At 64.8% G+C, this 18,289-nt stretch carries 18 protein-coding genes and 1 tRNA gene; 9 read left to right on the forward strand and 10 right to left on the reverse strand.

The features are described 5' to 3' along the window. Positions 1 to 112 precede the first annotated feature (112 nt). On the reverse strand, positions 113 to 1,870 hold the full coding sequence (locus ACCQ16_RS18045) for a chloride channel protein (protein ID WP_277573247.1): 1,758 nt from the start codon (positions 1,868 to 1,870) through the stop codon (positions 113 to 115). A gap of 258 nt (positions 1,871 to 2,128) precedes the next feature. Here ACCQ16_RS18045 and ACCQ16_RS18050 point away from each other — a divergent pair, with 258 nt between their 5' ends. Beyond that, a complete protein-coding gene (locus ACCQ16_RS18050; RefSeq protein WP_011348751.1) occupies positions 2,129 to 2,674 on the forward strand; it encodes a hypothetical protein in 546 nt (181 codons plus the stop codon). Between the two features lie 30 nt (positions 2,675 to 2,704). Here the strand turns inward: ACCQ16_RS18050 and map are convergent, their stop codons facing one another. The 3 genes from map to ACCQ16_RS18065 form a co-directional block, all read right to left on the reverse strand. Then, positions 2,705 to 3,481 (reverse strand): type I methionyl aminopeptidase, encoded by a 777-nt coding sequence (gene map, locus ACCQ16_RS18055; protein ID WP_057680869.1) that lies wholly within the window; start codon positions 3,479 to 3,481, stop codon positions 2,705 to 2,707. Then, the gene (locus tag ACCQ16_RS18060; RefSeq protein ID WP_008577631.1) at positions 3,478 to 3,702 is read right to left on the reverse strand and encodes a ParD-like family protein; all 225 of its coding nucleotides are present in this window, start codon (positions 3,700 to 3,702) and stop codon (positions 3,478 to 3,480) included. The genes map and ACCQ16_RS18060 overlap by 4 nt, the downstream gene beginning before the upstream one ends. Before the next feature lie 248 nt (positions 3,703 to 3,950). Further along, the gene (locus tag ACCQ16_RS18065; protein ID WP_277573225.1) at positions 3,951 to 4,874 is read right to left on the reverse strand and encodes a LysR family transcriptional regulator; all 924 of its coding nucleotides are present in this window, start codon (positions 4,872 to 4,874) and stop codon (positions 3,951 to 3,953) included. A gap of 131 nt (positions 4,875 to 5,005) precedes the next feature. Here ACCQ16_RS18065 and ACCQ16_RS18070 point away from each other — a divergent pair, with 131 nt between their 5' ends. From ACCQ16_RS18070 to ACCQ16_RS18080, 3 genes are all read left to right on the forward strand, one after another. Continuing rightward, positions 5,006 to 5,788, forward strand: coding sequence for an SDR family oxidoreductase (locus ACCQ16_RS18070; RefSeq protein WP_277573248.1), 783 nt, complete (start codon positions 5,006 to 5,008; stop codon positions 5,786 to 5,788). Between the two features lie 56 nt (positions 5,789 to 5,844). Continuing rightward, a complete protein-coding gene (locus tag ACCQ16_RS18075) occupies positions 5,845 to 6,252 on the forward strand; it encodes a nuclear transport factor 2 family protein (protein ID WP_218507593.1) in 408 nt (135 codons plus the stop codon). 246 nt (positions 6,253 to 6,498) lie between these two features. Then, positions 6,499 to 7,662: an FAD-dependent oxidoreductase gene (locus tag ACCQ16_RS18080; RefSeq protein WP_277573226.1), complete on the forward strand. Its 1,164-nt coding sequence runs from the start codon at positions 6,499 to 6,501 to the stop codon at positions 7,660 to 7,662. 127 nt (positions 7,663 to 7,789) lie between these two features. Here the strand turns inward: ACCQ16_RS18080 and ACCQ16_RS18085 are convergent. The 4 genes from ACCQ16_RS18085 to dtd all read right to left on the reverse strand — a co-directional run bounded on the left by ACCQ16_RS18085 (position 7,790) and on the right by dtd (position 11,078). Next, positions 7,790 to 7,865 (reverse strand) — tRNA-Ile (locus ACCQ16_RS18085). Between the two features lie 272 nt (positions 7,866 to 8,137). Then, positions 8,138 to 8,458: a hypothetical protein gene (locus ACCQ16_RS18090; RefSeq protein WP_011348769.1), complete on the reverse strand. Its 321-nt coding sequence runs from the start codon at positions 8,456 to 8,458 to the stop codon at positions 8,138 to 8,140. A gap of 193 nt (positions 8,459 to 8,651) precedes the next feature. After that, positions 8,652 to 10,529, reverse strand: a complete 1,878-nt coding sequence (rpoD, locus tag ACCQ16_RS18095; protein ID WP_008572798.1) for an RNA polymerase sigma factor RpoD — start codon at positions 10,527 to 10,529, stop codon at positions 8,652 to 8,654. Between the two features lie 108 nt (positions 10,530 to 10,637). Beyond that, positions 10,638 to 11,078, reverse strand: coding sequence for a D-aminoacyl-tRNA deacylase (dtd, locus tag ACCQ16_RS18100; RefSeq protein WP_372380062.1), 441 nt, complete (start codon positions 11,076 to 11,078; stop codon positions 10,638 to 10,640). On the opposite strand from dtd, the gene ACCQ16_RS18105 reads away from it, so the two are divergent. Beyond that, complete coding sequence (locus ACCQ16_RS18105; protein WP_372380063.1) at positions 11,077 to 12,093, forward strand: lauroyl acyltransferase; 1,017 nt, start codon at positions 11,077 to 11,079, stop codon at positions 12,091 to 12,093. The two genes, dtd and ACCQ16_RS18105, sit on opposite strands and share 2 nt — an antisense overlap. A gap of 9 nt (positions 12,094 to 12,102) precedes the next feature. Here ACCQ16_RS18105 and ACCQ16_RS18110 read toward each other — a convergent pair whose 3' ends face one another. Then, positions 12,103 to 12,624 (reverse strand): GNAT family N-acetyltransferase, encoded by a 522-nt coding sequence (locus ACCQ16_RS18110; RefSeq protein ID WP_008572803.1) that lies wholly within the window; start codon positions 12,622 to 12,624, stop codon positions 12,103 to 12,105. A 245-nt stretch (positions 12,625 to 12,869) separates the two neighbouring features. Between ACCQ16_RS18110 and ribA the strand changes: the two genes are divergently transcribed. The 3 genes from ribA to ACCQ16_RS18125 all read left to right on the forward strand — a co-directional run bounded on the left by ribA (position 12,870) and on the right by ACCQ16_RS18125 (position 16,120). Beyond that, positions 12,870 to 14,003, forward strand: coding sequence for a GTP cyclohydrolase II RibA (gene ribA, locus ACCQ16_RS18115; RefSeq protein WP_008572805.1), 1,134 nt, complete (start codon positions 12,870 to 12,872; stop codon positions 14,001 to 14,003). Between the two features lie 138 nt (positions 14,004 to 14,141). Then, the gene (locus ACCQ16_RS18120) at positions 14,142 to 14,618 is read left to right on the forward strand and encodes a PH domain-containing protein (protein WP_218502679.1); all 477 of its coding nucleotides are present in this window, start codon (positions 14,142 to 14,144) and stop codon (positions 14,616 to 14,618) included. Next, positions 14,615 to 16,120, forward strand: coding sequence for a PH domain-containing protein (locus tag ACCQ16_RS18125; protein ID WP_277573228.1), 1,506 nt, complete (start codon positions 14,615 to 14,617; stop codon positions 16,118 to 16,120). The genes ACCQ16_RS18120 and ACCQ16_RS18125 overlap by 4 nt, the downstream gene beginning before the upstream one ends. Positions 16,121 to 16,277: 157 nt before the next feature. Here the strand turns inward: ACCQ16_RS18125 and ACCQ16_RS18130 are convergent, their stop codons facing one another. Then, positions 16,278 to 17,336 (reverse strand): CDP-glycerol glycerophosphotransferase family protein, encoded by a 1,059-nt coding sequence (locus ACCQ16_RS18130; RefSeq protein WP_209261752.1) that lies wholly within the window; start codon positions 17,334 to 17,336, stop codon positions 16,278 to 16,280. Between ACCQ16_RS18130 and ACCQ16_RS18135 the strand changes: the two genes are divergently transcribed. Next, positions 17,337 to 18,161, forward strand: coding sequence for a glycosyltransferase family 2 protein (locus ACCQ16_RS18135; RefSeq protein WP_277573229.1), 825 nt, complete (start codon positions 17,337 to 17,339; stop codon positions 18,159 to 18,161). The last annotated feature ends 128 nt before the right edge of the window (positions 18,162 to 18,289 follow it).

The following is an 18,289-nucleotide window of genomic DNA, read 5'->3' on the forward strand; positions in this document are numbered from 1 at the left end:
CGCTCAGGCCAGCCCGAACAACCCGACGCTGCGCCTGTGCCTCCGCATCGAACATCAGACACAGATCAACGATGCGCACGCATGCGCGCAGCCGTTGCTGACAGCACGCGGCTCAGTCGTCGCTAGCCACGCGTTCGCCCATCAGTTCGCGCTCGCGTTTTTCCAGTTCTTCGGCGTAGCGCTTGCGCACGAATCCCTCCGACAGCACGCCCAGTACCTTGCGATCGCTGTCGATCACGGCCAACTCATCGGCCTGTGTCGTATCGAAGACCTTCATGATCGCCACGATGTCGGTGTCGGCCAGCAGCGCCGCATCGCGGTGCTTGGCATAGTCGCCGACCGGGGCGTCCAGCTGCACATTGTCGGCGTACAGCACGGCCAGCGGCACCACGCCGGCATAGTGTCCGTCTGCATCTTCCAGCACCACGCGTTGCGTGGAGCCCAACGGGAACCGCCGGCGGAATTCGGCCACGCTGATGTCGTACGCGGTGTGGTTGGCATCCTTGCGCATCATCTTGCCAGCCGACAGATTGCGCACCCAGCCCACATCGCGCGCACTGCGGATGTTTTCGCCGCGCAGATGCAGCCGCCAGGTGGAGAACGAATAACCGAACACCTGCCGCACCACGGTATTGGCCACCAGCACCGCCGCCATCACTGCGCTGGCCAGCACGAAATCGTGCGTGCCTTCCAGGATCAACATGGCCATGGTCATCGGCGCGCCAACGATGGCCGCCGCCAATGCAGCCATGCCCACCAGCGATGCACTGGTGGTGTCCACCACCGCAGCGCCCAGCAACAGGTTCAGGCTCACCGCGAACAGGCTGCCCACCAGCGAGCCCATGAACAACGAGGCGAAGAACAGACCGCCGCGGAAGCCGAAACCCAGCGAAATTCCCGACGCAATGCACTTGAGCACCAACAGGATGGCGAGCACCTGCAAGGTACTGCTGCTGGTCAGGTCCAGATGCAATGCGCCATGCCCCGAGGACAGCACCTGCGGCGAATACAGCGCCAACGGAATCAGCAGCAACCCACCGATGACCGGGCGCCCCCACACCGGCAGATTGATGTGGCCCACGCCACGTTCGATGCCGGCGACCAGGCGCATCACCGCAATGCCGATCAACGCGCACGCCAGGCCCAGCGCGATGTAGACCGCATAGTCGCGCGGCTGCAATTGGTAGGCCACCGCAGCAGGCAACGAGTACGGCGCTGCGCCCAGGGCATTGGCCATGAACGCGCCAGCCAATGCGGCGGCGGCCACCGGTGCCAACGCCGATGGCGTGTAGGCACCGATGACGATCTCGAACGCATAGAACGCACCGGCCAGCGGCGCGCCGAAGGCGCCGGCAATCGCACCGGCCGCGCCGGCGCCCACCAGCGTGCGCATGTCGGCACGCCGCACCCGCAACACGCGCCCCAGCTGCGAGCCGGCACCCGACCCCATTTGCGTGTAGGTCGCCTCCAGTCCCACCGACGCACCGAAGCCGTTGGACAACAAGGTCTGCACCGCAACGATCAGGTTGTCACGCATCGACATGCGCCCGCCATGCAAGGCATTGGCTTCCACCGCATCCACGAGGGGCCGCTTGCGCCGCCGCGCCATCAGCGTCACCAGACCAACCAGCAAGCCGCCCAGCGGCAACACCAGCAGCTGCGTTGCCGTCATCGAGGTGGCCGTGCTGAGCCGCTGCTCGGGCGCGAGCGCGTACAGCCAGCTCTGCAGGCCATGCGCGATACCGGCCTGCAGCACCATCAATCCAGCCGCGATCAGCCCCACCAGCGCGGCCAGGGCGATGAACCAGAGATCGTTGGCGCGCAGCTGCCTGCGCAAGCCGTCCAGCGGCCGGCGGAGTTGCGCCGCCATGGCGTGCACGGCCGGCAAGGTGTGGGAAAGTGGCTGCATGGGACCAATGATTGCGGGATCGGCACCGGCAGAGCCGGCGTCCGCTGTGGGGCCTAGTGTGCATGAGCGCCGCTGACCTGAGCCAATCTGGCGCGGCGATGAAACGCGCGCCGCGCCGCAGGCGTGATTGCAGGGCCAGGCATTCAGGCGCCAGAATCGGAGCCGGCACGCGGCGCACCTGCGCGTGCGATCGTTGAGCCACTCGAACAGGGATGCACGATGCTCTACCTGCTGCTGGGCTTGATTGCCACCGAAGGCCTCTTGCTGATCACCTGGAACCGCCCCTACTTCAGCTGGGGCCTGCCGGTGTTTACACGGCGTATTGCGGTGACCCGCGATGCGTTGGCCTGCTTTTCGCTGGCGCAGGTAGAAAATGCGGTCGAGCCATCGCGCTGGCCCGACTTGCGGTTCCATCGCCTGTCCGAAGACGTGTATGCGTTTCGCGAAACCTTCCTGTTCGTCGGCGGTGTCTATCCGATGATCATGCGCGGGCGCATCGTGATCGACCGTCGGCAACGCGAGATCATCGTGAGCGGTTTCTGCAACTGGACCGTAGTGATGATGGTGGTTGGGTTCCTGGTTCCGGCAGCCGTCGTCAGGCCAGGGGCCACGCTGATGTTCGCGGGACTTCTCATGCTGTCCTATCTGCTGCAACGCAGCCGTTTCATCAGTGTCGAAGCGGCCGTGCGCATGCTTCTGCACACCAACACCACCCCGCTGATTCCGCGCCGGCCAGAGGCGACGCCGCGCGTCCCGGCCGACTGACAGCCGCCTGACGCAATGCGTTGCGGTGCGTCACTCCACCACGCACAGCGGCACTTCGGTAGGCCGCAAGGTCAACACACGTACGCCAGTGCGCGTCACCGCCACGGTATGCTCGAACTGCGCCGACAACCTGCCATCGCGCGTATGCACCGGCCACTGATCCGGTTGCGAACGGATCGCCGCACGGCCCTGGTTGATCATCGGCTCGATGGTGAACACCATGCCTTCCTGCAGTTCCAAGCCGGTGCCCGCGTGGCCGTAGTGCAGGATCTGCGGGTCTTCATGCATCTCACGGCCGATGCCGTGCCCGCAGTATTCCTTGACCACGCTATAGCCGTGCGCACGCGCGTGCCGCGCAACGGCATGGCCGATATCGCCCAAGCGCGCGCCAGGGCGCACCGCTGCAATCCCTTTCCACATCGCCTGATACGTGGCCTGCACCAGGCGACGTGCCGGGTAAGCGACCTCGCCCACCAGGTACGTGGTACTGGAATCGGCGATATAGCCGTTCTTTTCCAGCGTAATGTCCAGGTTGACGATCTGCCCGCTGCGCAACACGTCGTCTGCCGATGGCACGCCATGGCAGACCACATCGTCGATGGATGCGTTGAGTACGAACTCGAAACCGTACTGCCCCTTGCTCGCAGGCCGTGCGTCGAGCTCATCGACAATCATGCGCTCGACAAACCCGTTGAGTTCCAGCGTGCTGCGACCTTCCAGCGGCAAGCGATCCAGCGCATCGAACACCTGCGCCAGGAGCTGGCCAGACACCGCCATCAGCGCGATCTCGTCGGGCGACTTGATCACGCCCGGCCCGGCTTCAAGGCTTGCGGCCGTACGCCCGGCCGTACGCCCGCCGCGCGCAATTGTTCGGCCACGATCTGCTGAAACGTCGTGTCCGGATGCATCTCGCACAGCATGCCGACCTTGATCCAGAAATTGGCCTGCGCATTGATCGAACGGCTACTCACCGTGCACGCACGGCGCAGTTGGTCGTGCAGGTCGTCGTCGATATTGACGATGCCCATGATGGCTCCTGTTTTGCGTCGATATACGAATCGTATATGAAGCGTATATTCGCACGCAATCGCTTCGGGGCGGGGCGCCGTGGAGGGCGATGCCTGTCCGGCGCGTGCTGCATGCCTTTTCGGACAGGCCCGGCAGCCTCGCAGTACGGTGAGCACGGCACAAAAGCGAATCGGCCCCGGGCCGATGCGATGCCACAACGCCCGGAAGCAAACGCCGCACATCGCGTGAACGCCACAGGTTGCGTTCGTCAGCGCTCGATTGCCGAATGTGTTCGCCCGATCCGGGCATAGATCTCGCTCACCCACTCGATAAACACACGCACCTTGGTGCTCAACTGTCGGCTGGGCGCATAGGCGATGAAGACATCCAATGGCGCCGGGCGCCAGTCCTGCAGGACCGGCACCAGCGCGCCGCGTTCGATGGCCGGCCGCACCATGAAATCGAGCGTGTGGATCAGCCCGAGCCCGGCCAATCCGGTCGCCAGATGCGCGTTGCTCTCGTTGACCATCACGCTGCAGTTGGGAACGATCTCCAGCGGCGCGCCATCGTCCAGGAAATGCAGCGGCGGCGCTTTGCCGCTATGCGCGGAGAAGTAGCCCACCACGGGAAACGCCAGGCTTTTCAGCTGTTTCGGATGGGTCGGGACACCGTAGCGTGCGAGATAGTCAGGGCTCGCGCAGGTGGTCCAGGCAAGGCTGCCGATCTTGCGCGATATCAGCGCGCCGTCGTCTGCCGTGCTGCGGATCGCGCAGTCGATGTTTTCGCCGATGACATCCACCGTGCGATCGGTGACGCCAAGCTGCAGCTGGATATCCGGATAGCGCGCACAGAACTCCGGCAATGCGGGGATCAACAATCCGCACGCCGTCGAGCCGCCCGTATCTACACGAAGCCGGCCCTTGGGGCTGCCCTGGGCACGCCCCAACGTGGCTTCCACGTCGTCCAGCTCCGTGAGCAGGTGCCGCACGCGCGCGTAATACGCAGCGCCGTCGTTGCTGACACGCACGCGGCGCGTGCTGCGTTCAAGCAATTTGACTCCCAGATGTTTTTCCAGCGCGCTGATCGACTTGCTCAGCGTGGCATTGGGCATCTGCAGCGATTCCGCCGCACGGTTGAACCCGCCGGTTTCCACAACGCGCGCAAAGGCACGGATTGCCTGCAGGTGATCCATTGATCGCTCCGCCTAGAGCGCCGGATTATTCCCGCAGGGAAATAAAGAATCAACGATACGCCGATTTATCGCCGCAGCGAGGGTCAATAGACTGCCTGCAACGCGGGAACTCCGCTCAAGAGGCAAACACCATGCACGTCCAGGATCTGGCCAACATCCACCCCACCAAACACGCCGGGAAGATTGCCCTGGTCACCGGCGGCAGCTCGGGCATCGGCCTGGCCGCCGCAAAGCGGCTGGCGCTGGAGGGCGCAACGGTAGTCATCAGCGGCCGCCGGCAGCAGGAACTGGACCGGGCGGTCGCCGAGATCGGCCATGGCGCCACGGCGGTACGCGCCGACATTTCCGTTGGTGCAGCGCTTGACGCCGTCATGGACGTCATCGCCACCGCGCATGGACGACTGGACCTGCTGCTTGCCAACGCAGGCGGCGGCGAATTTGCACCAATCGAATCCATTACCGAAGCAGGCTTCGACAAGTACTTCAACATCAACGTCAAGGGCACCCTGCTGACCGTGCAGAAGGCGCTGCCACTGATGCGCGCCGGCAGCGCCATCGTGGTGACGGGCTCCATCGCGGCCAATCAAGGCGTCGCCAATTTCGGCGTGTATGCCGCAACGAAGGCGGCACTGCGCTCTTTCGTCAGGACATGGGCATCGGAACTGAAAGGTCGCGACATTCGCGTCAACCTGATCGCGCCCGGCGTCGTGGTCACACCCGCCTATAAATCCGAATTGGGCATGAGCGACAAAGACATCGACGCCTACCTGGCCGAAATCCAACTGAAGGCCCCGCTGGGCCGCGCAGCGAGCCCGGATGAGATGGCCAAGGCGATGTCCTTCCTGGCATCGGACGATGCCTCCTACATCACCGGCATCGAGCTGACAGTGGACGGCGGCCTGACCCAGATCTGACCATACGTGCAGCGCGCTACCGTGAGTGCACTTCCAGCCCACCAGAGACAAACAAGATGAGCATGCAAAACAATTTGGCGATTGCGCAAAACTTCCTTGAAAAGATCGGCTCCGGTGCATCGCCTGAGACGATCGCGGCGATGTTCAGTGCGGATCTGCAATGGCATATCCCAGGCGATCCATCCGCACTGCCGTGGATTGGGCGACGCAGCGGGCGCGGCGCGGTAGAAGCGTTCGTGCGTGATTCCGGCACCCTGATGGAGCGCATCCGGTTCGATGTGCATGACCTACTGGCCAGCAACGACCGCGCTGTCATCGTGGGCGAGCTCGCCAGCCGCATCACCGCCACCGGAAAGCTCATCGAGACGCCGTTTACGATCGTGCTCACCATCACGGGGAACGAGATCTCGCACTTCCTGATGCTTGAAGACAGCTTTGCGGTGGCTGCCGCGGCGCGGCGCTGATCCGCCCACGTTCCGAGTGCGGCTGACGCGTTACGAACCTGCTCTCCCAAGGGATTGTTCGAGGAAGCGGATCAATGCAAGAATGCGCGCGACGCGAAAAACGTTCGCCTGGGTGCCGTCGGCACCAAGAGATCGAATACACGCCATCCCGCATGCTTGCTAGGTTGGCCAGCGCCCCTCGCCGAGATCACCCGGCCTTTCTTCGAGCTGCCGCCTGTGCGAACGCTCGTTGTATTTGGAGCGCTCATGACAGCCAACAACACCAACCCACGTCCATCTTCAACTGCTCAGATCGCTATCGTCGGCGCTGGTCTGGGCGGTTTGACACTCGCACGTGTCCTCCACATCAACGGCATCTCCGCCACCATCTATGAGGCCGAGGCTTCACGCAACGCCAGATCACAAGGCGGCCTGCTAGACATACACGAATGGAACGGGCAGCTAGGCTTAACCGCGGCAGGCCTCCACGACGCCTTCCTGTCCCTCGTCCTCCCGGGCGAGGACGCCAAGCGCGTCAGTGACAAGCACGGCACGATTCTGTTCGACAGACAACGCTCTGTCGGCTCTCTCAGACCGGAGGTGGACCGCAGCGCACTCCGCCGGCTGTTGATTGACTCTCTGCCCTCCGATGCCATTCATTGGGGTCGCAAGCTCATACGGGCAGCACGCAATGCGGACGGAGCGCTTGCCCTCACTTTTGCCGACGGCTCATCGATCACAGCGGACCTGGTTGTCGGAGCGGACGGCGCATGGTCGAAGGTTCGGCCGTTGCTGTCGACCGCAACCCCAGCATACGTGGGCACCACTTTTATCGAGACATCTCTCACCGATGCCACCAACAAATATCCGGCTAGCGCCAAGATGGTCGGGCGCGGCACATTGATGGCTGTAGCCCCCGGCCAAGGCATCTTTACCCACAGATACGCAGACGGCGCGCTACGCAGCTACATTGCGTTGACCAAGCCCGAAGCATGGTTTCGCGAGCTCGACTTTGGCCGGCCTACAGCCGCGATGCGCCGCATTGCCAAAGAGTTCGAAAATTGGGCTCCAGCTCTGTTGGCCATGATTACCCACACTGACAGCGCACCCATCATTCGCCCGATTTATGCATTGCCGATCGAACATGCTTGGGCACGCACCCCGGGCGTAACGCTCGTCGGCGACGCTGCGCACCTGATGTCACCGTTTGCGGGAGAAGGTGCAAACCTCGCCATCTACGACGGAGCCGAGCTCGCACGTTCGCTCATTGAGAACCCGGGACAGATCGAGGCGGCACTGAGTGCCTATGAAAATGCGCTGTTCCCACGTAGCACCGTTCTCGCGGAGCAGAGTGCGAGCAATCATGCACAGTTCTTCGGCTTCAATTCGCCTGCCAGCGTGGTGAACTTATTTTCTGCCCACCAGGTGTAAGGGAAGTAGGTGGCGTTCAAGCGCGACGCGCTAACCGCGGTGGTCTTGCGTCGGCGGAAACGAGCTTAGCAGGGATCCTCAAGCCAACTATGCCTACAGGAACAGGAGAGCGCTACGCATGCGCAATTGGTGGGCCCACCAGGATTCGAACCTGGAACCAAAGGATTATGAGTCCTCTGCTCTAACCGTTGAGCTATAGGCCCGTGTGTCTGGCGGCGAGATGGCGAGCATGTCGGGCCGTGCCGCGGACGCGAAAGTTTACCTGTGTGGACGTTGCCGTGTCTGCTATGCGCCCTCTGCCGGCAGCAATACAGCGCTCACTGCCGCGAGATCCCGTGTCGGCTGCCTACAACGAAAAGCCCAGCGGCGGCTGGGCTTTGGCATCAGATTTCTAGCGTGATGCACGCGATCGCGTCATCTAGACGCACCCAGCAAACCTACCAATCCCGAATCACCAATCCCAAATCCCCGCCCCTTACGCATCAGCCGTCTCAAACTGCCCATCAATCAGCTGCCGACCCGCGCGGAAGCCGTGCGCAATGGCCTCCTGGTACGTCGCATAGGCCAGCCCATTGCAACCGATACGCGGCTGGCGCTTGCCGCCGAGCGCGTACACGTCCACCCAGAGCGTCCACTTGGCATCAGGGGAAGCCTGCTCGGCGCGTACGCGGATCTCGTGTTCGCGGTACGTGGTGGTTTCAAAGCGGCTTTGCCTGCTCATAAAGCAATCTCGTCTCCATTCGTCGGCCAACTTAGAAGTCGCGGTCAGAACGCCACGTGAGGTTTGCAGAAACATCGGTTTAATGTTGCGTGGCCGTGTAGCTTCGTCGGCGGTACGTGAAACATCGCGGCGCTACCTCACTGACGCATGCCTTGCATGCGACCAACCGCTACCCGCTACCAAGCATAGCCAACTGCCTGCGCCATAACGCAACAGCCCCGCATGAGCGGGGCTGCTGTGTGATCACTGCACGGTTACGACCGCGGCATCAGTCGATATCCAGAAACGAGCGCAGCTGTTCCGAACGGCTCGGGTGACGCAGCTTGCGCAACGCCTTGGCCTCTATCTGACGAATCCGCTCACGGGTGACGTCGAACTGCTTACCGACCTCTTCCAGCGTGTGATCGGTGTTCATGTCGATACCGAAGCGCATGCGCAGCACCTTCGCCTCGCGCGGGGTGAGGCCGGCCAACACGTCACGCACCGTCTCGGAGAGATTGATGTTGGTGGTGTTGTCGATCGGGGACTCCACATTGGTGTCCTCGATGAAGTCGCCCAGATGCGAATCCTCGTCGTCGCCGATCGGGGTTTCCATCGAGATCGGCTCTTTGGCGATTTTCATCACCTTGCGGATCTTGTCCTCGGGCATGTCCATTTCCTTGGCCAGCTCCTCAGGCGTGGCCTCGCGACCGAACTGCTGGAGCATCTGACGGGAAATGCGGTTCAACTTGTTGATCGTTTCGATCATGTGCACCGGGATACGGATGGTGCGCGCCTGATCGGCGATCGAACGGGTGATGGCCTGACGGATCCACCACGTGGCATACGTCGAGAACTTGTAACCGCGACGGTATTCGAACTTGTCCACGGCCTTCATCAGGCCGATGTTGCCTTCCTGGATCAGGTCCAGGAACTGCAGGCCGCGGTTGGTGTACTTCTTGGCGATGGAGATCACCAGACGCAGGTTGGCCTCGACCATTTCCTTCTTGGCCTTGCGCGCCTTGGCTTCGCCATAGGCCATCGCACGGCTGATTTCCTTGATCTCGCCCAGGGTCAGGTAGTTGGCCTTTTCCATCTCGATCGAGCCCTGCTGCTCGGAGATGATCTGGTCCTTGACGTCGCGCAGCGCCGACGACCACTTCTGCTTGCGCTTGAGTGCGTCTTCCACCCATTCCAGGTTGGTCTGGTTGCCTTCCCAGGAGCGGATGAAGTCCTTGCGCGGCATGCGTGCCACGGTGGTGGCCAGGTGCAGCACCTTGCGCTCGTGATCCTTGATGCCATTGACCACGCCACGCAGCTGGGTGACCAGCGCGTCGGTCAGCGGCAGCGGCAGCTTGAGCGTGGTGAAGATGGCGGCCATGTCTTCGCGGGCCTTGACCACCAGCTTGTGCTCGGCGCCGTTCTTGGCATAGGCCTTCTTGAACTTGGCGTATTCGTTGGCCAGGTTCTCCATGCGCGTGGCCACTTCCACCGGATCCGGACCGGTCGGGCCGGCCTCTTCTTCGGCGGCCTCGTCATCGCCGTCTTCGTCGTCGTCTTCGTCGACCGCTTCATCGTCGGACACGGCGACCGGGCCGGCCGCGGCGAGCGCAGCAGCAGCTGCATCGGCTTCTTCGATCAGGTCGTTGAAGCCAACCACGATCTCGGCCAGACGCTTCTTGCCTTCCTTGTGCGCTTCGTAATCGGCCAGCAGCATTTCGGTCGACAGCGGGAACACGCCCAATGCGGCCTGGACCTGGCTGAGGCCTTCTTCGATGCGCTTGGCGATGGCGATTTCGCCTTCGCGGGTTAGCAGCTCGACCGTGCCCATTTCGCGCATGTACATACGCACCGGGTCGGTGGTGCGGCCACCTTCGGTGTCCAGCGCGGTCAGCGCGGCGGCAGCTTCTTCGGCGGCGGTGTCGTCAACCTCGCGGTTGCCGGTGTTGCCATCGTTGAGCAACAGGGTTTCGGCATCGGGTGCAACTTCATGGACATCGATGCCCATGCCGTTGATCATGCTGATGATGTCTTCGATCTGCTCCGGGTCGACGAGGTCGTCGGGCAGATGGTCATTGACTTCGGCGTAGGTCAGATAGCCCTGTTCCAGGCCCTTGCTGATCAGTAGCTTGATGTCGGATTGCTGGGCAGGACGTTCGTTGGCCATGAGTGCTCGCGCCACCGGCTTTGAGATTGGAAAGAGAACCTAGCATTATACCAGCGTGAAGCCCGGTCTGCCGGATTCAAGACGGGACCGCTGGTGGACGTGGTGTATCTAGGGTCTAAGAAGGAAGGTCACCGGGCCATCGTTGACCAGGTCGACAACCATATGGGCACCGAAACGCCCGGTTTCCACCCCACCGCGATGTTTTTCGCGGCAGATCGCCACCAATCGATTGAACGCCGGTTCAGCCTCCAGTGGCGGCGCGGCGGTGCTGAAGCCTGGGCGGTTGCCGGAACTGGTGTCCGCAGCCAGGGTGAACTGGCTGACCAGCAGCAGGCCGCCGCCGGTATCGGTGAGTGAGCGGTTCATCTTGCCGGCGTCGTCGCCGAATACCCGGTAGCTCAGCAGCCGCTCGGCCAGGCGCCGGATCTGCGCGTCGCTGTCGCCGGGCTCCACGCCGATCAGCGCCAGCAGCCCGGGGCCGATCTGCCCGAAGATCTGGTCATCGACCGTGACGGCGGCGCGGGTGACACGCTGGATCAGTGCAAGCATGGGCATTCTCGGGCGGCAAACTGTGCCGCGCAGCATGCCCAGCGCTGCCGGCACTGTCACGCGCGGGCCTTCGTGGTCTGCGCTGTTTAGAATTGCGCCGATGACACCTGATGTTCGCGCTCGCCTGTTGTATGTCACCGCCGCCACCGTGGGCCGCTTGCCGTGGCCGTTGCTCAAGCGCGTGGCCGACACGCTGGCCTGGAGCTGGCGCAAGCTCAATGCACGCGAATCACGCGTGGCGCGCCGCAATCTGGAACTGGCGTATCCGGAACTGAGCGCCGAGCAGCGCGCGCGCTTGCATGCGCAGATCCTGCAATCGACCGCGCGGCAGACGCTGGAAGTGCTGCGCACCTGGACCCGCCCGCCGGCGGAGAACCTGGCACGCCTGCAGCGCAACGGCCAGGAACTCTACGACGCCGCGCTGGCTTCCGGGCGCGGGGTCATCGTGGCGGCGCCGCATTTCGGCAACTGGGAATTGCTCAACCAGTGGCTGTCCGAACGCGGGCCGATCGCGATTGTCTACCGGCCGCCGGAGTCCGAGGCGGTGGATGGCTTCCTGCAGTTGGCACGTGGTGGCGACAACGTGCGCCAGGTGCGCGCCGAAGGCCCGGCAGTGCGGCAGTTGTTCAAGGTACTCAAGGACGGCGGCGCGGTCGGCATCCTGCCCGACCAGCAACCGAAGATGGGCGATGGCGTGTTCGCGCCGTTCTTCGGCATTCCGGCCTTGACCATGACCTTGGTCAACCGGCTGGCCGAGCGGACCGGGGCGATCGTGTTGTACGGCTGGTGCGAGCGTGCCGGCAACGATCTGGAGTTCGCGCTGCATGTGCAACCGGCCGACCCGGCAGTGGCCGATGCGGACCCGGTGCGTGCGGCCAGCGCGCTCAACGCCGGCATCGAACAGATCGCCCGGCGCGACCCGGCGCAATATCAGTGGACCTACAAGCGCTACACCTTGCGTCCGCCGGGCAGCGGCGAGGCCAACCCGTATGCGACCGAGCGGCATCCGCACTAGCGACCGAGCTCAGTCGTCGTGCGGATCGGCAGGTGTGTCCAGGATGCGTTGGTAGAACGCCAGGTCCAGCCAGCGCCCGAACTTGAAACCGGCTTCGCGCACGGTGCCGGCGTGGGTGAAACCGAACTGTTCGTGCAAGGCGATGCTGGCCTGGTTGCTGGCATCGATGCCGCCCACCAGCACGTGCACGCCGCGCACTTGCGCCGCTGCGATCAGGGCCTGCAGCAGCAGACGTCCCAGGCCCTTGCCGCGATGGTCGCGATGCACGTAGATCGAATGCTCGACGCTGTACTTGAAGGCGGGCCAGGCGCGAAAGGTGCCGTAGCTGGCAAAGCCCATCAGGGTGCCGTCGTCGTGCTCCACGCCGATCACCGGAAAGCCGCCCGCCTGCTTGGTGGCGAACCAGCCGACCATGCTCTCCGGTGGCCGGGGACGGTAGTCGTACAGCGCAGTGGAATTGGCGATGGCTTCGTTGAAGATGTCCAGGATGGCGCTGGCGTGGCGCGCGTGGCTGCAATCGACAATGTGCATGAGGCCCGACGAACATGGAGGTGGCCCGATTAGAAAGCATTGCCGCACCCTGAACAACGCGGGCCGCAGGGCAACCAAGCGGCGCAGGCCCGCCCACTCAATCGGCAGCGGCTGGATGCAGCGTTCTACCCGGTTGTGGCGACTGCCTGTTGCCAGGCGCGCGACAATGGGCAGATGCGATCAGGCAGTGACCGCGGCGGCGTCCGCCTTGAAGCGGCCGTGGCAATCCCCATTTGGAGTCGTGCATGAGCAGCCCCCTCCCCTCCCCCAGCGCACAGGCCTTCGGCGATCCGGCGGCCATTCGCTGTGAGCGCGCCGCCTCCGAACTGCGCGCCGGGCGCCCGGTCCTGCTGACGGCGGCGGATGGGCAGGCGCGTGCGGTGCTGGCGCTGGATAGCAGCACGGCGCAGTCGTATGCGGCTTTCGCCCGCGCCGCGCGGGGCCGCCACTATCTCTTCGTGACGCCCACCCGCGCTCAGGTGCTGGGGCTGAGTGCGCCGCAGGGCGCGCGCGTGGGCTTGCTCGATCACAGCTACGACCAGCTCGCCGCGCTGGCCTACCTGCGCGACACTCCGGTGCCCGCGCAGTGGACGGCCGGCGATGCGCTGGATGCCGGCGGCGTGGAGATCGCGCGGCTTGGCCTGCTGCTGCCGGCGCTGCTGGCGGTGGAGCTGCGCGATGTGCACGACCATGCCGCGTTCGCCGGCTGCCAGTCGCTGGCGCTGGACGATCTGAGCCGCGGCTGTGCCACCTCCTCGGCTGCCGGCTACGAGTTGGTGACCCGCACTCCGGTGCCGCTGCGCGGCCTGGGCATGAGCGAGTTCGTGGTGTTTCGCGGCGGAGTGGCGCAACGTGATCAGGTGGCGATCGTGGTCGGCCAGCCTGACCTGGGCACTGCCGTGCCCGTGCGCGTGCATTCGTCGTGCCTCACCGGCGACCTGTTCGGCTCGCTCAAATGCGATTGCGGCGACCAGCTGCGGCACGGCCTGGCCAAGCTGAAGGACCTCGGTGGCGGCGTACTGCTGTATCTGGACCAGGAAGGTCGCGGCACCGGCATCGCCGCCAAGATGCGCGCCTACGGCTATCAGCATGCAGGCCTGGACACCATCGATGCCGACGCGCAATTGGGCTTTGGTCCGGACGAGCGCCGCTACGGCAGTGCGGTGGCGATGCTGCGCGGGCTGGGCATCAGCCGGATCCGGCTGCTGACCAATAACCCGGCCAAGGCCGAGCGCCTGCGCGCGGCCGGCATCGTGGTCGAAGACCGCATCGCGATCACCGGCGACATCACCGCCGAAAACGAGCAGTACCTGCGCACCAAGGCCGCACGCGCCGGCCACGCGCTAGATGTGGATGCGTTGATCCTGGCCGCGCAATAACGCGCCCGGCGCCGGGTGCGCCTGCACTGGGCAGCCGGCTATGCTTGCGCACCGCTTCTGCAGGCCAGCCACGTGCACGACGCTCCACCGCCGCACCCCGACGTCATGGTCCAGCCCGCTCCGGCACAAACCCCAGCCGTGACGCACTGCCAGTGGCAGTCGCTGCCGCGTCGCGGTGCGTATGTGGCGGCGATCAATGGCGCACTCGGCGGCGGATGTGCGGGCCTGATCGCAGCCGGCGTCACGATTGTCTGGCTGCACGCCTGGCGTTACTGGCCGATGGCGCTGGGCGTGACCGCGGTCATTGCCCTGCTGGGCGCCTGGCTGGCGGTCAAACGGCATCGGCTGACACATTGGAAACTCGATCAGCACGGCCTGGCGCTACAGCGCGGCCATCTATGGCAAAGCGATACGCGCGTTCCGATTTCGCGCGTGCAGCATGTGGACCTGCGCCGCGGGCCGATCGAACGCGCCACCGGCCTGACCACGTTGGTGGTGCACACCGCCGGCAGCCGGCTCAACGCGGTGGCGTTGTCGGGGCTGGATCAACACGATGCCGAGCGCCTACGCGACCGCCTGGCCCGGCAGCTCGATCACGACGACGACGCGCTATGAGCGCCGTTGCACATCCCGGCAACGACGAGCAGCGCCTGCATCCGTTGTCGTGGGTGTTCGTGTTGCTGCAGCAGATCCGTCAGTTCCTGATTCCGCTGGCTGCACTGATCCTGTTCGGCAGCCGCGACGGCAATCGCGATGTTGCCGACCAGATCGCCACCGGGGTGGTGATTGCGGTGCTGGTTGCGATTTCGGTGCTGCGCTACTTCACCTACCGCTACCGGATCGGCAGCGATAGCGTAGCCATTCGCAGTGGCCTGCTGGAACGCAGCCGGCGCGATATTCCGTTTGCGCGCATCCACAACGTGGTGGTGCATCAATCGCTGCTGCACCGTCTGGCCGGCGTGGCCGAGGTGCGGCTGGAATCGGCCGGTGGGCACAAGCCGGAAGCGGAAATGCGCGTGCTGCGGCTGGATCAGGCGCTTGCGCTGGAAGATCTGATACGGCGCCGTGCAACCGAGGCAGGCGTGCCGGCGCCGCAAATCGAGGAAGACAGCGGCAGCCTGCTGCGCCTGCCGATGGCCGAGGTCATCCGGCTGGGCCTGATCTCCAATCGCGGCATGGTGGTGGTGGCGGCCGGCTTTGGCGTGATCTACCAGATGATTCCGCGCCGCACGGTGTCCAATTTCGTCGAGCATAACGGCGAGCTGGCCTATCGCTACGTCAGCCAGATCCATCCCGGCGTCGCGGTCACGGCAACGCTGGCGATCCTCGCCACGCTCGCCCTGTTGCTGGCGATGCGCGCGCTGTCGGTCGCCCTGGCGGTGACCCAGTACCACGGCTTCCACCTGAGCGAATCCGAGCGTCGCCTCACCGTGGAGCGCGGGCTGCTGACGCGGATCCGCAGCAGCGTGGCGTTGCGGCGGATCCAGTCCTGGACGTTGTACGAGGGCCTGCTGCATCGCCTGTTCGGCCGTCGCCAGTTGCGGGTGGACACCGCAGTGGCCGGCACTGGCGACACCCACGGCAGCGCGTTGAAAGAACTCGCGCCCATTGCCGACCCGCAACAGTGCGACGCCTTGCTGCAACGCCTGCTGCCAGGCATCGCCTGGCCGCCGACGCAGTGGCAGACGATCGCCACGCATTGCTGGTGGCGATTGAGTCTGCCTACCGCGCTGATGCTGCTGCCGCTGACGGCGGGCCTGGCGTGGCAGCTCGGCAGCCAGGCCTTGTGGTTGCTGGTGTGGCTGCCGTGGAGCGCGTTCAAGGCGCAGCGTCAGGTGCAGCGCATGGCCTATGCGGTGGATGCGCGTTACGTTGCGGTGCGCGGCGGCTGGTGGAAGCGCTGGTGGCGGCTGGCCGAGCTGGACAAGTTGCAGGCGCTGCAACTGCAGCGCTCGCCGCTGGATCGCCTATCCGGCACCGCCACGCTATGGCTGGATACAGCCGGCGCCAGTGCCACCGGCCCGGCATTGCGGCTGCGCTTTGTGCCGCTTGCCCAGGCGCAGGCGCTGCAGGCGCAACTCGGTGCCGCGCTGGCACGGCGCAAGCTGCGCTGGTGATCAGCGTTAGCGCTCAGTAGTTGCACTGATCAACATCCGCGATCAGCCTTGGTGCTGCTCGTCAGTCGCAATCCGGGTCAGTGGTCTGATCAATGACAAGGACGTAAGTTCGGCAAAACGTCGCCGATCACCACCCGCTCGTTGCCGCTGATCGCGCTCAGCGCTGCGCCGGCCCCCAGTAGCCCAACTCGCGACGGATCTGCAACCCGCGCCACACTGCACCCAGCGGTTTGCGACGCAGCCCGCCGAGCTTGCCGGCAATGAAGTCTTCAGTGGCGGCAATCACCCGCTCGGAAGAATGCCCGTCGCGATACGGGTGAATCGCATCGGCATAACTGGCAAGCGCGCTACGCAAAGCCGCATCCGGCGCCAGCGCGCGCGCCAGCTGCTGCGGCAAGTGCTCTGCCTGCCGGAAGTCGAGCATGTGCGGCTGCGGCACACGGTTGCGAAAGGTCACCACCGGTTTGTGCTGCACCACGAACTCGGACACGATCGACGAGGTATCGGAAACCAGCACATCGGCCGCACGTTGCGCGGCCATGACCTCTTCGGGTTCGATGAAGCGTGCGTTGGCGCCTGCCAGTGCGCGATAGCGATCGAACAATTCCTGCGCGCACTTCGGGTGCAAGGTCAGCAACCAGTAATGCGCGCCGCGCGCGATGTCGGCGGCGATCTCGTCGTAGAGTGCGGGCGCCGCGCTCAGGCGCTCGGTAAAGGTGGAACCGAACAGGATCACCGGGCGGCCGGCGGCCGGTGCACGCAAGGCCGCGCTGCGGCCGCCATCGTCGCGAAAGACCGGGTCGAGCTTGGGCCAGCCGGTTTCCACCACGGCAAAATGGCCCTCGCGCTGCGCCAGCACGCGGAACGGCGCGGTGGTGGCGGGGCCTTGCGTGCAGTACAGATCGAACAGGCCACGCACCCGGAAATGGCCGCGGTTGTCCTCGCGCTTTTGCACATTGAAACCGTGAAACAGCTGCACTTTCGCGCCCGACACAAACGGCGGCACCCAGTTGGCGGCACTGAATACCGCACGCGGGCGCAGCGCCAGCGCCTCGCGCAGGCCAACCTCGCGCACGCCCGGCAGCGCCAGCCCGCGCGCGCCACCTTCGAACCAGGCCGACACCACGTGCCCGCAGCCCTGTAACGCCTGCGCCAATGGCGCCAGAATAGGCAACGCGTAACGCTCCGTTGCGAACAGCAGGTAATCGGCCATCACATGTCCTCTTCGACCGCACCCGACGAACGGCCGCGCATCAGCGCCTGCATTATCGCGTTCAACGAGGCCGATCGCCTACGCGACTGTCTGGCCTCGCTGGCGTTCTGCGACGAGATCGTGGTGGTGGACTCCGGCTCCACCGATGCCACCACCGCCATCGCCAGCGCACACGGCGCGCGCGTGCTGCAACGCACCTTCGATGGCTACCGCAGCCAGAAGGCATTCTGCGTGGCACAAGCCAGCCACGACTGGGTGTTGTGCCTGGACGCCGACGAACGCGTCAGCGATGCCCTGCGCGCGGCGATCGTCGCTGCGCGCGACGCCGGTTTCGCCACGGCGGCCGGCTACCGCTTCGCACGCCTGTCCGACTACTTCGGTCGCTTCCTGCGCCACGGCAATGCGTATCCGGACCGGGTGCTGCGCTTGTTCGATCGCCGTCGCGGAGGCTGGCGCGGCAAGCGCGAGATCCACGAGGCGGCCAGCGTGGATGGCCCCGTGGAGACCTTGGCGGGCGATCTGATCCATTACCCGTACCGCTCGCTGATGCAGCAGCTGGCCAAGACCCAGCGCTACGCGCAGATGATGGCCGAGCACGAACATGCACGCGGCAAACGCGCCACCTGGAGCAAGCTGGTGCTGGCGCCGGCCTGGCGCTTCTGGCGCGGCTACCTGTTGCGCGGCGGCTTTCGCGATGGCTGGCATGGGCTGATCTACGCCTATGTGCGCGCCAACTACGTCCGCCAGAAGACCATCATGTTGTGGCTGCTGCAAAACAATCAGCCGGTGCAGGACCCGCCACGGGCGCCGGATCGGCGCAGCGAATAACAACCGGTAAAAACTCCGAGCTGCAGCCACGCTGCTGCGAACGCGCCAACGGTGCGTGGAAGTCGGTCTGTGCAAGCCAACGCATGCCGACTCCGGCAACAACCGCCCCCCTTCTGTTTGTGCACGGG

Origin of the sequence: Xanthomonas sp. NCPPB 1062 (genome assembly GCF_041481705.2) — a bacterium.
In the GTDB taxonomy this organism is placed as follows: Bacteria; Pseudomonadota; Gammaproteobacteria; order Xanthomonadales; family Xanthomonadaceae; genus Xanthomonas; species Xanthomonas euvesicatoria.